General features: G+C 62.4%; 14 protein-coding genes. 4 read left to right on the top strand and 10 right to left on the bottom strand.

Features of this window, described 5'->3' with window-relative positions; all coding sequences use genetic code 11:
• Nucleotides 1-23: 23 nt before the first annotated feature.
• The 10 genes from QP999_RS07280 to rho form a co-directional block, all read right to left on the bottom strand.
• Entirely contained in the window at nt 24-839 is an 816-nt protein-coding gene (locus tag QP999_RS07280; protein ID WP_070563259.1) for a F0F1 ATP synthase subunit delta, read from the bottom strand.
• 6 nt (nt 840-845) lie between these two features.
• Complete coding sequence (locus QP999_RS07285; protein ID WP_070547241.1) at nt 846-1,418, bottom strand: F0F1 ATP synthase subunit B; 573 nt, start codon at nt 1,416-1,418, stop codon at nt 846-848.
• A 45-nt stretch (nt 1,419-1,463) separates the two neighbouring features.
• A complete protein-coding gene (locus QP999_RS07290; RefSeq protein ID WP_010187073.1) occupies nt 1,464-1,706 on the bottom strand; it encodes an ATP synthase F0 subunit C in 243 nt (80 codons plus the stop codon).
• A gap of 98 nt (nt 1,707-1,804) precedes the next feature.
• Nucleotides 1,805-2,617, bottom strand: coding sequence for a F0F1 ATP synthase subunit A (gene atpB / locus QP999_RS07295; RefSeq protein WP_284847982.1), 813 nt, complete (start codon nt 2,615-2,617; stop codon nt 1,805-1,807).
• Nucleotides 2,618-3,064: 447 nt separating this feature from the next.
• Nucleotides 3,065-3,499, bottom strand: a complete 435-nt coding sequence (locus QP999_RS07300) for a Cg1360 family ATP-synthase-associated protein (protein ID WP_049155069.1) — start codon at nt 3,497-3,499, stop codon at nt 3,065-3,067.
• A 16-nt stretch (nt 3,500-3,515) separates the two neighbouring features.
• Entirely contained in the window at nt 3,516-4,691 is a 1,176-nt protein-coding gene (locus QP999_RS07305; protein ID WP_284847983.1) for an MraY family glycosyltransferase, read from the bottom strand.
• 10 nt (nt 4,692-4,701) lie between these two features.
• The gene (locus tag QP999_RS07310) at nt 4,702-5,379 is read right to left on the bottom strand and encodes an L-threonylcarbamoyladenylate synthase (RefSeq protein WP_070702017.1); all 678 of its coding nucleotides are present in this window, start codon (nt 5,377-5,379) and stop codon (nt 4,702-4,704) included.
• A 54-nt stretch (nt 5,380-5,433) separates the two neighbouring features.
• Nucleotides 5,434-6,330 carry a peptide chain release factor N(5)-glutamine methyltransferase gene (gene prmC, locus QP999_RS07315; protein ID WP_284847984.1) on the bottom strand — a complete coding sequence of 299 codons (897 nt, stop codon included), beginning with the start codon at nt 6,328-6,330 and terminating at the stop codon, nt 5,434-5,436.
• 25 nt (nt 6,331-6,355) lie between these two features.
• Nucleotides 6,356-7,432, bottom strand: coding sequence for a peptide chain release factor 1 (gene prfA / locus QP999_RS07320; protein WP_284847985.1), 1,077 nt, complete (start codon nt 7,430-7,432; stop codon nt 6,356-6,358).
• The gene (gene rho / locus QP999_RS07325) at nt 7,432-9,342 is read right to left on the bottom strand and encodes a transcription termination factor Rho (RefSeq protein WP_284847986.1); all 1,911 of its coding nucleotides are present in this window, start codon (nt 9,340-9,342) and stop codon (nt 7,432-7,434) included. Before rho ends, prfA begins: the two co-directional genes overlap by 1 nt.
• A 467-nt stretch (nt 9,343-9,809) precedes the next feature.
• Here rho and QP999_RS07330 point away from each other — a divergent pair, with 467 nt between their 5' ends.
• The 4 genes from QP999_RS07330 to moaC all read left to right on the top strand — a co-directional run bounded on the left by QP999_RS07330 (nt 9,810) and on the right by moaC (nt 14,587).
• Nucleotides 9,810-11,561, top strand: coding sequence for a long-chain fatty-acid--CoA ligase (locus QP999_RS07330; protein WP_284847987.1), 1,752 nt, complete (start codon nt 9,810-9,812; stop codon nt 11,559-11,561).
• Nucleotides 11,562-11,611: 50 nt separating this feature from the next.
• Nucleotides 11,612-12,745, top strand: a complete 1,134-nt coding sequence (moaA, locus tag QP999_RS07335; RefSeq protein ID WP_284847988.1) for a GTP 3',8-cyclase MoaA — start codon at nt 11,612-11,614, stop codon at nt 12,743-12,745.
• 10 nt (nt 12,746-12,755) lie between these two features.
• Entirely contained in the window at nt 12,756-13,973 is a 1,218-nt protein-coding gene (locus tag QP999_RS07340) for a molybdopterin molybdotransferase MoeA (protein WP_070563236.1), read from the top strand.
• Nucleotides 13,974-14,101: 128 nt separating this feature from the next.
• Complete coding sequence (gene moaC / locus QP999_RS07345; protein ID WP_046648922.1) at nt 14,102-14,587, top strand: cyclic pyranopterin monophosphate synthase MoaC; 486 nt, start codon at nt 14,102-14,104, stop codon at nt 14,585-14,587.
• Nucleotides 14,588-14,591 lie beyond the last annotated feature (4 nt).

Below are 14,591 nucleotides of genomic sequence, written 5' to 3' on the forward strand. Positions count from 1 at the left end.
TTAATCGTTTCTGTCGTTTCGGCTTATGCCATCTGCGCACGAAGGCGAGCAATCTTGCCTGCCGTCGAGCCATCGATGACTTCGTCGCCGACGCGGATGGTCATACCACCGAGGAGGCTGGTGTCAACCTCAGAGTGGATGGACATCGCACGACCATAAATTTTGCCCAGCTTTTCAGCGAGTGCTGCCCGCTGGCTATCGTTCAGCTCACCCGCGGTGGTCACTCGCGCGATGGTACGGCCCTGCAGCTTGGCTGCGGTGTCCGCCAAACCGGCGAGATCATCAATCGGGTTCTGCTCCGGGCGGCCAATGGCCTGCAGCGCAAGCGCCTCAGTAACCATCGTGACCTTGCCGTAGAGCACGCTTGCCAGCAGCCCGACCTTGCGATCGGACGTAGCAGTACGGTCTGAAAGCAGCTGGGTCAGTTCGCCTTCGCGGTCAAGCACGCGCGACAGGGAGAAGAGCTCGTCTTCCACCTGGCCCAGCTTGCCCTCAAACTCAGCGCCACGCAGCAGAGCGCGGCGGCCGAGGATGATGAGGCCACGGGCGATATCACGCGGCGTCGACCACTGTGCGGCGGCGGCCTCCTGCAGCACCTGGAGTGCAACCGGGGTGACCTTTCCACCGAAAAGGGTCTGGGCCAGGGACTTGCGCTCCTCGGAGGTAGCGGCGTCGTCGGTCAGCGCGACACGCAGTTCGCGGTCACCGTCGAGGACGCGGACCACCTCGAAGAGGTCCTGGCCTGCCTGGGTAGCAGTCGCCACCGAGCGGTCGCCGGAGAGGAACTCATCCAGCTTGGACTCAACGGTAGCGAGTGCTTCGCGGCTAGCTGCCTTCATCGTTGCCTACTTTCCGGCCGGTGCCACAGTGTCGAGCTCGGACAGGAAGTTATCAATCGTGGAGGACTGCTTGGTGGCGTCCGAAAGTTCGCCGCCGAGCAGCTTCTCTGCCAGGTTGATGGAGTTCTGTCCGATGTCGGAACGCAGCTCAGACACGACCTGTGCACGGGAAGCTTCAAGCTGCTTCTCGCCGGCGGTCAGGATGCGACGAGACTCTTCCTCTGCAGCTTCCTTAGCCTCTGCCTCGATCAGCTTGCCGCGCTCGCGCGCCTGCTCGCGGATCTCCGCAGCCTCTGCTCGAGCATCAGCGAGCTGAGCATTGTACTTTTCCAGAGCGGCCTTTGCTTCGGCCTGCTGAGCCTCCGCACGCTTAAGGCCACCTTCGATCCGGTCTTCACGCTCCTGCAGCATCTTGTTGTATGCCGGAAGAACGAGCTTCCAGAACACAATCAGGATGATGGTGAACGGAATGAGAGACCAGACCAAGTCGTACATCTTGGGCAGAAGGATAGAGTTGCCCGACTCGAGGGGCAGGGTTTCACTTCCTTCTGCTGCAAGGTAGTAAATGACGTTGTTCATGGGGCTCCGTTCTTAAAGTTCGATTTACTTTGTGTAAAGCGCTCTTTAGAACAGGAAGCCTGCAACGAGGCCAATCAGGGCGAGGGCCTCAACGAAGGCGATACCCAGGAACATGGTGGTACGCAGCTGGCCAGCCATCTCCGGCTGACGTGCCATGCCCTCGACGGTCTTGCCGACGAGGATACCGATGCCCAGACCCGGGCCGATGGTTGCGATGCCGTAGCCGATGGCGCCGAGGCCCTTGAGGGTGGACTCGTCAGCAGCCTGAGCAAGAATGATTTCGTTCATGATGAAAGTCGTTCCCTTTCAAAGTTTTCCCACGGATTCTTCCGCGGGGGATGTGGTGGTTTTGGGGTATTTAGTTAACCGCGAGGTTCGCGTTGTTGTTAGTGCGAATCTGCATGCAGCGACAGTTCGATGTATACCGCCGTCAGCAGGGCGAAAATGTATGCCTGCAGGAAGATGACGATAATTTCGTACAGCGTGAACAGAACCGCTGCGACCAGAGTGAGGCCACTCAGTGCGGTCCAACCGTTGAACTGGAAGAAGAAGAAGTTCGTTGCCGAGTACAACAGGACCAAAATGAGGTGGCCAGCCAGGAAGTTCGCCATCAGACGAAGAGCCAGCGTGACTGGGCGCATGACAAACGTAGAGAAAGCCTCAATCGGCACGACAAGCACGTGCAGCAACGGCGGCAGGTTAGGAATAACCACCGAGGACTTGATGAACTTGCCGAAGCCAAAGCGCTTGGCGCCGGCGTAAATCATGGCGATGTACGCGACGACAGCCAGCACGATTGGCATACCAATACGAGCGTTCGGAGAGATGTTTAGAGCTGGAACAATAGTTGCTACGTTCCAGAACAAAACACCGAAGAAGATCGTGGCCAGGATCGAAAGGAATCGACGTCCTTCCTTGCGGCCCAAGATGTCTTCTGCGATGTGAATTCGTACGAAGTCAATCGCATGCTCCGCTACGTTTTGCAATCCTTTAGGAACCAGCTTCGGGTTCCTGAAGGCGACAACAAAAAGGAGCACCAGGATGGCCGCCATGAACAGACGAACCAGCATGATGCGATCCAAAGCGAACCAACCGTTGGCGAAATCGGCGAAAAGAAGATCGACGACTTCACCATCATCGGTTACGTGCCCCGGGAAAAATTCTGGATCCAGTTCGGGTGCGTGAAACTCACCCTTCATGGCCAATGTCGTAACGCTCAGCGTTCTCTCCCGTGTTCGGGCCACACAGCTTGTCGAAGGCTATGTGGTGCGATGGACGTCTCAAGCTCTTTGCCCTGTCTACGGACTCCGTCGCACATCAGCGTAAACAGGGCAAGGATAAACCGTACTTTTTCGGGATAGCATGGCGCTAACCCGCGGTAACCCGAAGAGAATGCTATCAGTTCGCCCTCAAGTTTTCGCACGTGGGGGCCCCGTTGCGGCCCTAAAGGCACAGCCTAGTGCCAGTGGGCGCTATAAAACGCCCACATTCTGCCGAAACCCTGCCAAGTGTATTTGGTCACACACCCGTGTTTTCCCACCTTGACGGGGGTAACGGGCGCTGTCGCCGTGGCCACTTAACTACACAAAAAGCCACCCTCCCGGGGTCACCGGAAGCAGTGGCTTACTCTAAAAGGTCGAGACTGGCTAAGACACGTAGGTCACGTTGGATGTAATCACACCCCAGACCTCAGTGCCGAGTGTTACCGCCAGCGCCAGCAGCACGGTGACGAACAGCGCCATCGTGTCGTAGAACTCAAGATCCTTAATCAGCAACAGCACCATAATCAGGATGACCACCTTGAGCAGCCAGCCGCCGAGCACCACCGCCATCGTGGTCGACGGCGTGGTGCGCGCAGTAAGAAGAACTGAGGCCGCGGTAAAGAGCACGAAGCCGCCGCCGATGGCCGCGCCGACGAGTACGCCCCAGATTCCGGGCAACCCGCGGACACCGCCCCAGATAGCCAGGGACGCGATGGTCACGACGACAAGGCCGATGGCCCCGAGGCGGAGCGCACGCTTGAGGGGGCGCCGATGATCGTCGTACGGCGAAAGCTCTTCGGAGGTCGTTGAATCAGTCACAGCCCCATACCCTACCTCAGGAGGGATCCGTTTCCAGCACCACGCTGGTGGGACGCGGCTGGCGCCCAAGCTTGCCCTGGCGCAGCGGAATCAGGGTCACGCCAAAGGCCACAACGAGCGCGACAAGCGCTAGTACGACGGCCACGGGCGCGGGGACGATGGAAAAAGAGACCGCCCCGAAGGCCACCGCAGAGACCCACAGGTACAGCACCAACACGGTGCGGCGGTGGGTGTGCCCCAGCGAGAGCAGCCGGTGGTGGATGTGAGCCTTGTCCGCGGCGAAGGGCGAGCGCCCCTGGGACACGCGCCGGATCACGGCCCAGACAAGGTCGAGGACTGGAATAAAGACCGCAGCAACAACAACGATGACGGGTGACATCAGCGCCACGATGTCTACGGTGCCATACAGCGACATGTTGATCTTGCCCGACGCTGAGGTCGACGCCGCGGCAAGCAACAAACCGATCAGCATCGCTCCGCTGTCCCCCATGAAGATGCGGGAGGGCTCGAAGTTATGTGGAAGGAACCCGGCGCACACGCCCACGAGCGCCGCCGCGATGATCGCCGGCGGATAGGCGGAGACCGCCCCACCCTGGTCGTGCAGCACGGTCAGCGAGAAAAGCAGGATGGCACCACCTGCAATCATGCCCAGCCCGGCAGCCAGCCCATCGAGCCCGTCCACGAAGTTGATGGCGTTGATGAGCAGGACCGTAAAGAACGTAGTCAAGAGTGTCCCCTGGACCTGGTCGAGGATGACCGTGGTTCCATCACCAAAGGGCAAGAAGAGAAGAGTCCACGTCAGACCGAGACCGCTCATGATGGCCGCGGCCACCAATTGCCCGATGAGCTTGACCAGAGCACTCAGCTCCAGCAGGTCATCCACCACGCCGACGAGTACGATGGCCGCGGCTGACCACAGCACAGCGATCATCTCCGGCGTGACCGGCATAAACCCGCGAGTCAAGGCTGGAAGCTGGCCCGCGAGATAGACAGCAGCCGCAAACCCCGTGAACATGGCAACGCCACCCAACTGCGGGGTGGGTTGCGAGTGACTATCACGCAGACGAATCTCCGCCACCTGGCCGCTGCGCACCAAGACGCTGCGCACCAGTCCGGTGGTGATGTAGGTAAACGCCGCCGCGACGAAAATGATCAACGCCAGTTCGCGCAGCGGCACTCCGGTTCCAGCCACTGATGTCTCCTTAAGAGGATTGGCTACCCGGTCGGGTGCGCAAGGACTCTGTAGACACTCCGATGACCTCGCCAATCTGCTCGGCGCTCAGCGCGCCTTCGCGCAAGAGGTAGGGGCGCGGACCGGACAGATCGATAATGGTGGAGGGCTTGCCCACCTCGGCCTCTCCCCCATCCAGATAGACCGTGACGGCCTTGCCCAGCTGCTGCTTGGCGGCAATCGCGGTGGTCGGCGGGGTTTGCCCAGAAATATTCGCGGAGGAGACCGCCATGGGGCCGACCTCGCGGAGGAGCTCAATAGCAATGGGGTGCAGGGGCATACGCAGCATCACCGTGCCACGGGTATCGCCCAAGTTCCAAGGCAGCGAAGGCGCTTGCGGCACCACGATGGACAGCCCACCCGGCCAGAAGGCCTCGATGAGGGTCTGCGCGGTGTCATCCAACGAAGCGACAAGCCCCTTGACGGTGTCCCAGGAGCCGACGAGCACCGGCACCGGCATGTCCGGGCCGCGGTGTTTGGTGGCCAAAAGGCTGGCCACGGCATCGTTATCGAAAGCATCGCAGCCCAGCCCGTAGAGCGTGTCGGTGGGCATCACGACGAGTCGGCCTGACTTGGCTGCTTTGACGGCAAGTGCCATGCCTTCCTCGCGCTCAGCAGCGTCCGCACAGTTATAAATCTGTCCCTGCATTGGTCTCTCCTTTAATCCCGTTCCTATCGGCTTGTCGACCAATCTTCGACCAATCTACTGTACTCCCCGCTTCGCTGTGACAAATCGTGCGGTGCCAGTGAGGTCCTTGAGCACCTCGATATCGCTGAAGCCGCCGTGCGCGCGCAGGGCTTCCTGCACTTGTTGGGAGGTCTCGTCGTCGTGCTCAATGCCCACCCGCCCGCCGGGGCGCAGCAGCGCGGCGATGGTCGGAATCATCGCGTTGATGGTCTCCATGCCGTCTGCTCCCCCAAACACCGCATCGTGCGGATCCTGGTAGACCTCTGGGTCCAGGTCCGGGGTCTCCGGAACGTAGGGCGGGTTGGTGAGCACGAGGTCAACGGTGCCGTGCAGCTCCGACAAGAGCTGGGCGTCGGTGACGTCGCCCTGCACCACGTTCACAGAACCCGCCCGGCCGCGCGCAGCGGTTGCGGCATTGCGCCGGGTGTAGGCCAGGGCGGCGTCGGCAAGCTCCACTGCCCACACCTGGGCCTGCGGCACATAGTGGGCGACGTACAGCGCCAGCGCCCCGGATCCGGCGCACAGATCCACGACGCGGGGAGATTGCGGGTCAAGTTTCGTCATCTTCCCCGAGTTAAATCTCTGAAGAGATTTAACTCCCCAGTCGGCGAGCACCTCCGTCTCCGGGCGCGGGATGAACACGCCGGGGCCCACCTCGAGTTCGAGGGCGCCGAACCACGCCACGCCCAGGATGTGCTGGAGGGGCTCGCGCGCTTCACGACGCCCCACCAACGCCCCATATGCCACGTCAAAGCCGGGCATCGGAGCCTCGTTAAGCGGGATGTCCATGTGGCCGCAGTGGATGAGGTGGGCAGCCAGCAGGCGCGCGTCCCACTCGGGTGAGGGGACCCCGGCAGCGCGAAGGCGCTCCGTGGCATCACGAAGCGCCTCCCGATAGGTGTGAAAAGTCACCGAATTAAACCGTGCCTTTTCTCTTCTAGTCCTCAGCCTCAAGGCGCTCCGCGCGCTCCTGGGCCTGCAGGGCATCAATGAGGTCCTGCATGTCACCGTTGAGCACGGAATCCAGGTTATTGGCCTTGTATCCGATGCGGTGGTCGGTGATGCGGTTCTCCGGCCAGTTATAGGTACGGATACGCTCGGAGCGATCCATGGTGCGCACCTGGGAAGCGCGCTGCTCGCCGGCCTCAGCCTCGCGGGCCTCACGCTCCATCTGGTCCAGGCGTGCCTGCAGCACCTGCAGGGCGCGCGCCTTGTTCTGGATCTGGGAGCGCTCCTTCTGACAGGTCACCACCAGGCCAGTGGGCAGGTGGGTAATACGCACGGCGGAGTCGGTGGTGTTCACGCCCTGGCCGCCCTTACCGGAGGAGCGGTAGACGTCGACGCGGATGTCCTTGTCATCGATGTTGACTGCTTCGACTTCTTCCGGCTCCGGGTAGACCAGCACTCCGGCTGCGGAGGTCTGGATGCGGCCCTGGGACTCGGTCACCGGGACGCGCTGCACGCGGTGGACGCCGCCCTCAAACTTGAACACGCTCCACGCGCCATCACGGGACGGGGTCTTGGATTTGAAGGAGATGGACATGTCTTTGACGCCGCCGAGGTCGGACTCGTTGAGGCCCAGGACCTCCCACTGGAAGCCGGCCTTGTCGGCGAAGCGCTCGTACATGCGGGCTAGGTCGCCAGCGAAAAGTGCTGCCTCTTCGCCGCCGGCGCCGGCCTTGATCTCCATGATGATGTCCTCGGAGTCCTGCTCATCGCGCGGAGCGAGCAGATCCGCGAGCTTCTCCTCCAGCTCCACGACGAGCGGTTCGAGGCGCTCAACCTCGGGCTGGAACTCGTGGTCCTCATAGGCCATCTCTTTGGCGTCGGCCAGGTCTTGGCGGGCCTGGACGAGTTCATCGTTGACAGCAACGATGGGGCGCAGTTCAGCGTAGCGCTTGGACAGCTTGCGGAACTGCTTCTGATCTCCGGCTACATCCGGGTCAGCCATCTGCATCTCGATGCCCTGGTACTCGGAGACGATGTCATCAACGAGGGAAACCTGGTTCGACATTATTTGTAGTCCTCCTCATCCATATCTGCCGCCATGGGCGCAGACGAGGCCACCTGCATGAGGAATTCGCCGTTGGAGCGGGTCTTCTTGAGCTGCTTGATCAGCAAATCGATGGCAGCAAAGGAATCCAGGCCGGAAAGGATGCGGCGCAGCTTGGTCATGATGCGCGCCTCCTCCGGAACCAGGAGGAGTTCGTCCTTGCGGGTGCCGGACGGGTTGACGTCCACGGCCGGGAAGATGCGGCGCTCGGAGATGGCGCGGTCGAGCTTGAGCTCGGCGTTGCCGGTGCCCTTGAATTCCTCGAAGATGACCGTGTCACCGGTGGAGCCGGTTTCCACCATCGCGGTGGCGATGATGGTCAGCGAACCACCATTTTCGATGTTGCGGGCAGCACCCAAGAAGCGCTTCGGCGGGTACAGGGCGTTGGAGTCCACACCACCGGACAGGATGCGGCCCGACGCCGGGGAGGAGTTGTTGTAGGCGCGGCCCAGGCGGGTGATGGAATCGAGGAGGACGACGACGTCCTTGCCCTGCTCCACCAGGCGCTTGGCGCGCTCGATGGCCAGCTCCGCCACGGAGGTGTGCTCTGACGGCGGGCGGTCGAAGGTGGAGGCGATGACCTCACCGTTGACGCTGCGCTGCATGTCCGTGACCTCTTCGGGGCGCTCGTCCACGAGGACCACCATGAGGTAGCACTCCGGGTTGTTCGTGGCGATGGCGTTGGCGATGTTTTGCAGGATCGTCGTCTTACCGGCCTTCGGCGGGGAGACGATGAGCGCGCGCTGGCCCTTACCAATCGGCATGATGAGGTCGATGACGCGGGTGGTGAGGATCTTCGGGTCCGTCTCCAAGCGCAGGCGCTGGTTCGGGTAAAGCGGGGTGAGCTTGGAGAAGTCCGGGCGGTCCTTCGCAGTCGCCGGATCCAGTCCGTTGACGGTGTCGACTTCCACCAGCTGGTTGTACTTGCGGCGGTTGCGGCCGTTGCCGTGGGTGTGGGTCGGGCCAGAAACCTTGACCTTGCCGGTCAGCGCGTCGCCGGAGCGCAGGCCCAGGCGGCGCACGAGGTTGTTGTTAACAAAGACATCGGAGCTGGCCGCGCGGTAGCCGGTGGTGCGCAGGAAGGCCACGTTGTTGTCCACGACCTCCAGGATGCCGCCGACTACCTGTACTTCATCGCCCTCGCGGATCTGCAGATCGTTGCCACCATTGCCGCCACCATCGCGGTCACGCCCGCGGCGGTTACGGCGGTTGCGGCGGTTGCGGCGGCCGCCGCCATTGTTGTCATCGTCGTTGCGGTGGTTGTCGCGGCGGTTATTGTTGTGGCCGCCACCGTTATTGCCACCGTTGCCGCCATTGCCGCGATCACCGTTATCGGAGTTGTTTCCGCCGCGGGACTGGTTGTCCTCGGACTTTCCATTATTGTCCTCAGCACCGTTGTTATTTCCGTTGCCCTTGGCCTCTTCGCGGGCCTCGCGCTCCTGGCGGCGGGCGCGGTTGCGGCGGGCGCGGCGAGCCTGGGAGCGGGACTCGTAACGGTGCTCGTCGTTACCGTCGTTGTGCTCGGACTTATCAGCCTTGTCAGATTTGGCAGCTTCATCATTCTGCTGCTTCGGCTGGTCCTGCTTGCGCTTCTTATCCTGCTCCGGCTGCTCGGAGTCCTGGTCTGCGGCGCCGGCAGGGCGAGAAGCCTTGCGGGTAGCGCGGCGCGGCTGTTCGTCCTTCTTGGGCTCCGCTTGGGCAGCGGCCTTCGCGCCGCGCGCCGGCACCTGGCCGGTGGTCAGTGCGGTGATGAGATCCCCCTTGCGCAGTCCGGAGACGCCGCGAAGTCCGCGCTCCGCAGCCAGCTTGCGCAATTCCGGCAGCTTCAGGGACGCGAGATCCTGTGCTGCGGTCTTGTCCGTATCGCTCACGGATATCCTTTCGTCGCTTCACCAACGCGCGCCGTCTATTCAGCCGCACCCGCACTGTGCGTGGTGCCGCTCCACGTGGGCGTTGGAAGCCAGTGTGTAATTGAGATGGTCCGCCGCCACCAGCGAGTTCACGCAACCGCGATCCCCGTGGGCGGTGGTTTTCTTTGGCTCTCCCCCCTCTCCGGCCCTGCGGAGCAGAACGTGAAGAACTCCTTGCAGAACTCCGAAAAGAACTCAAGGAAGCGGCCGCGGGTCAATCGCGGGGAGATATTTTAAGAAGGCGACTGCGAGCGTATCTCTGCCCTCTCATTGCCGCGCGCACCGTTGGACTGCCATGAGTTTTTCACCGCAGGTGTGCGCACCGTGGAGGGAGCTCGGAGGTGCGAGGAAGGCTTTCCCCGCCAGTCGCGAACAACTATACCGCATCCATCCACCGCGCTCACACTGACACGGCTAAAGTGGTGCGCATGCTCTCCACAATGCAGGATATCCCGCTGTCCCTCACCCGCATCCTGGAGTACGGCTCCTCCGTTCACGGCCAAACCCAGGTAGTCACGTGGCACAGCGCCAATCCCGGCAACGAACGCGAAGAGACGACCTTCGCCGATATCGGTGCACGCGCCGCCGCTTTCGCCCACGCCCTGCATGACACGCTCGGCATCACTGGTGATGAACGCGTGGGCTCCCTGATGTGGAATTGCGCAGAGCACCTCGAAGTACTTTTTGGCACTGCCTGCAAGGGAGCGGTGTTTACGCCGCTCAACAAGCAGCTCATGAATGATCAGATCCGGCACATCATCAACCACGCCGAGGTTCGCGTCATCGTCGCAGATGCCCGGTTAGCGGATCAGCTCGCGCGCGTATTGGACGGCGTGGAGTGCGTGCGCGCGGTGGTATTCACGGGCGTCGACAAGCCCAGCATTGCCCTGCCGGGCAACGTTGAGGTTTATAGCTACGAGCAGCTTCTGGATGGGCGCTCCACCGTCTACAACTGGCCAGTCCTGGATGAGCACACCGCTGCCGCCCTGTGCTACTCCACTGGCACCACCGGCGCTCCGAAAGGTGTGCTCTACTCACACCGCGCCCTGTTTTTGGAGGGGATGCAGTTGCGTTCTTCCGACTCCCTGTGCGTGACCCATGGTGAGACCTTCTTGTGCTGCATTCCCATCTATCACGTGTTGAGCTGGGGCGTTCCCTTTGCGGCGTGGATGACGGGCACGCCGCTGGTGCTTCCCGACGCCGACGTCTCCCCCGCTACCCTGGCCAAGATCATCGCCGCCACCTCCCCGCGCGTGGCGCATGGCGTGCCCACCATTTGGATTCAGCTCTTCGTGCACTACCTCAAGAACCCGCCGGAGCGCATGACGCTGACGGAGATTTTCGCCGGCGGATCGCCCGTCCCGCCGCAGCTCATCAAGAGCTGGGAGGAGCGCTATGGCGTGGACGTGGTTCACGTGTGGGGCATGGCGGAAACCACCACGGTGGGTACCGTGGCGCGCCCGCCCTCAGGTGCTTCGGGTGAAGCCCGGTGGGCCTACCGTATTTCCCAGGGGCGCTTTCCTTCCTCCCTGGAATACCGGGTGGTCAATGACGGCCACGTGGTCAACACCACGGACCGTAATGCCGGCGAGATCCAGGTGCGCGGCAACCTGGTGACCGGCTCCTACTATCACTCGCCCACCTCAGAGGACGGCGGTGCCGCCCACGAATTCCGCGGGAAGGACGTCGAAGATGCCGCCGCCAAGTTCACGGCCGACGGCTGGCTGCGCACTGGTGACGTAGGATTCGTCAACGAGGATGGCTTCCTCACCGTGGAGGACCGCGCGCGCGATGTCATCCGGTCCGGCGGCGAGTGGATCTACTCCGTCCAGTTGGAAAACCTCATCATGGCCAACCCGGTGGTGCTCGAATGCGCCGTCATTGGCTACCCCGACAAGCAGTGGGTCGAACGCCCACTAGCTGTGACCGTTCTTGCGGCGGATATCAGCCCCACGATTGAGACCGCCGAGCGCCTGCGTGACGGGATGCGCTCTGAGCTTCCATCGTGGATGCTGCCGGAGTACTGGACCTTCGTGAAGTCCATCGACAAGACCTCGGTGGGCAAGTTCGACAAGAAGGATCTTCGTGCCCATCTTGCCGAGGGCGCCTATAACATCATCCGGCTGAAGGGCCCGGGCGAGGCGCAGCGCCTCGATACCGAAGAGGGCGCCACGCAGTAGAGGGGCCGTGCGACTATAGATCTGCTATTACTCCGGCTAAAGTGTGGTTAATGTCTGATCGCGTCTTTCTGCCTACGCCCTCCCCGCGCGGTTCCACCCGCGGCGGTGCCGACGCAACGCCTCCGGACCTGCCGCCTGCATTAAGCGATGGTCGCCGCGACTTGCTCGACCGTTATGGACGCCAAGCGCGCGACCTTCGAGTCTCGCTGACCGATCGCTGCAACCTCCGCTGTACGTATTGCATGCCCGCCGAGGGCCTCGAGTGGATGCCCACTGCCCAGACACTCAGCGACGACGAGACCATCCGCCTCATCAGGATTGCCGTAACCCACTTGGGCATCCGCCAGGTGCGCTTTACCGGCGGCGAACCTTTGCTGCGCAAGTCGCTAGAGAAGATTATCGCCGCCACGACGCAGCTACGCACAGACGAAAAGTTGGCCCCCGCCACCGCACTGACCACCAATGGCTTGGGACTCCCCCGCCGCCTGGACGGTCTCATTGAGGCGGGGCTGGACCGCGTCAACATCTCCCTAGACACCATTGATCCTGAGCTTTATGCCCGCCTCACCCGGCGCGACAGGCTGGGCGATGTCTTCGCCGCCATCGAAGCCACCACAGCCGCCCACCGCGAAGGGCGTCTGGGCACGGTCAAAGTTAATGCCGTGGTTATGCCCGGAGTAAATGAAGAGGACATCGTCCCCTTGGCGCGCTACTGCCTCGAGCGAGGCGCGCAGCTGCGCTTCATCGAGCAGATGCCATTAGGCCCGCGCGAAGAATGGGAACGCTCCCGGATGGTCACCGCAGAAGATATTTTGGCTCGTTTGGGAGAAGAATTCGAGCTCACGCCTGTGCAGAAGCCCCGAGGCTCCGCCCCCGCCGCACTGTGGACCGCGCAAGCGCGCGATGGCTTAATACAGGTAGGCCGAATCGGCGTCATCGCATCCGTGACAAGGCCTTTCTGCGGCAATTGCGACCGCACGCGACTCACTGCGGACGGCGCTGTGCGTAATTGCTTGTTCGGCAACTCGGAGACGTCCTTGCGGGACTTGTTGCGCGGCGGCGCTAGCGACGCGGAACTCGCCGCCGCGTGGGCGGGCGAAATGTGGAAGAAGCTGCCGGGCCATGGTGTGGATGATGAAGGATTCCTCCAGCCCGATCGCCCGATGTCCGCCATCGGCGGCTAGATTGGGTGCAATGACAAGCACTGGGACTGACTTAAGCATCGAGGAGTATTTCGACCGCCTCCACGCATTGGTTCGCGTCCTGCCTGCGGAGCGCGCTCCCCTTGTACAAGGCCGCGTTCTGGCCGAGCCACTCTTCGCCCGTCTTCCCCTCCCGCCGCGGGATAATTCGGCGATGGACGGCTTCCTCATCCCAGCTCCGGCGTCACCTGATGACTTAACCACCCCATTCACGCTGCCTGTTATAGGTGATGTCCCAGCAGGCTCACCCACTCAGGTCCCGCAGCCTGGGACCGCGGTGCGAATCATGACTGGCGGGGAGGTTCCGGAGGGTTTTGATGGCCTGGTCATACCAGTAGAAAACACCGATGTTCCCCTAGGGCCCGGACCTGTGCCTGAAACCGTTACGGTGCACCACCTGCCCGACCGTAACCATATCCGGCGACGCGGTTCCCACATCGACGCCGGCCACCAACTCGCTGGATCTGCCACGCTTGTCGACGCCCCCCTTATCGCCGCCAGCCTCTCCTCCGGCGTTGACAGCGCCGTGGTTCACCGCATCCCACGAGTAACCATCATTGCCACGGGTGAGGAGCTGATCAACGGCCAGCTTTCCGATTCGAATGGGCCCATGCTCGAAGCCCTCATTTCTTCCACCGGTCTCTGCGAGATCACCCGCACGGTCTGTGGAGATTCCCCCATTGAGCTGCACCGGCGCTTCAACGCGGCCGCTGCGGATTCCGATCTCATTGTCACCACCGGCGGCGTCTCGGCCGGCGCCTTCGACGTGGTTCGCGCCGTGATTGAGGATGCCGTGGAACGCGATGATTACTGGTTCGGCCACGTCAACCAACGGCCCGGCGCGCCTCAGGGCCATGCGCTCTGGGACGGTATCCCCGTGGTGTGTTTGCCGGGCAACCCGGTGGCGGCGTTTGTCTCCGCACACCTCTACCTCACCCAACTGCTGCGCTCTCTGCGCGGACTGCCCCGCCCCGCGGGTGTCAAGGACCGGCCGTGCCTCACGGCCGTCGCCGGTGCGGACTTCCCCGAACCTCACCACCCGCTCATTCAGCCGTGCTCCATCACCATGACGGAATCCATTACCGCAAGCCCACCGCCGGGTCCGCGTATGCGCAGCCACCACGTTGCCGCCCTTCCGGGCACACACGGCTTTGCGCTGCTGACGAGTCCGGTCGCCGCCGGCGAGCAACTTACCGTCTACCCTTACTAGCTTCACAATCCGCCTCCACATCCCCCACCCCTCCATTGCTACCAAAGATCGCGCATCTGAACACCCGGATCGGCCCACTCTTCGTCAGCTAGGCTAGGTCCACGCTAGGAAAGGATTCTTGTTTAGACATGAAGTTCACTCACCTCAATGCCGCCGGCTCCGCCTACATGGTGGACGTCACCGAAAAACAGCCCACGGTACGCACAGCTACCGCCCAAGGCGAGGTCGCGTGCTCACCAGAAGTTCTCACCGCGCTGCAGGAGGGAACCGTGCCTAAGGGCGACGTGCTTGCGGTTGCGCGTGTTGCTGGCATCGCGGCGGCCAAGAAAGTTCCTGATCTCCTTCCGCTGGCCCACACCATTGGGGTACATGGCTGTGCGGTGGATATTGAGCTGTGTGAAGACCACGTTTTCATCGAAGCCACAGTTCGCACCGCCGACCGCACCGGCGTGGAAATGGAGGCGCTCACCGCGGTGAACATCGCCGCCCTAGCGCTCATCGACATGGTAAAAGGCGTCGACCGCTCCGCCTATATCCGGCGCTGCGGCATCACCGCAAAGTCCGGCGGTCGCTCGGGTGATTGGTCCCGCGAACTGCCCGGCGCGGAAGGATAGAGAA

Origin of the sequence: Corynebacterium sp. MSK004 (assembly GCF_030232515.1) — a bacterium.
Taxonomy (GTDB): Bacteria; Actinomycetota; Actinomycetes; order Mycobacteriales; family Mycobacteriaceae; genus Corynebacterium; species Corynebacterium hesseae.

Coding starts and splice junctions, on each gene's coding strand:
- QP999_RS07280 (WP_070563259.1), bottom strand. CDS start 839: ATGAAGGCAGCTAGCCGCGAAGCACTCGCTACCGTTGAGTCCAAGCTG.
- QP999_RS07285 (WP_070547241.1), bottom strand. CDS start 1,418: ATGAACAACGTCATTTACTACCTTGCAGCAGAAGGAAGTGAAACCCTG.
- QP999_RS07290 (WP_010187073.1), bottom strand. CDS start 1,706: ATGAACGAAATCATTCTTGCTCAGGCTGCTGACGAGTCCACCCTCAAG.
- atpB (WP_284847982.1), bottom strand. CDS start 2,617: ATGAAGGGTGAGTTTCACGCACCCGAACTGGATCCAGAATTTTTCCCG.
- QP999_RS07310 (WP_070702017.1), bottom strand. CDS start 5,379: ATGCAGGGACAGATTTATAACTGTGCGGACGCTGCTGAGCGCGAGGAA.
- prfA (WP_284847985.1), bottom strand. CDS start 7,432: ATGTCGAACCAGGTTTCCCTCGTTGATGACATCGTCTCCGAGTACCAG.
- QP999_RS07330 (WP_284847987.1), top strand. CDS start 9,810: ATGCTCTCCACAATGCAGGATATCCCGCTGTCCCTCACCCGCATCCTG.
- moaA (WP_284847988.1), top strand. CDS start 11,612: ATGTCTGATCGCGTCTTTCTGCCTACGCCCTCCCCGCGCGGTTCCACC.
- QP999_RS07340 (WP_070563236.1), top strand. CDS start 12,756: ATGACAAGCACTGGGACTGACTTAAGCATCGAGGAGTATTTCGACCGC.
- moaC (WP_046648922.1), top strand. CDS start 14,102: ATGAAGTTCACTCACCTCAATGCCGCCGGCTCCGCCTACATGGTGGAC.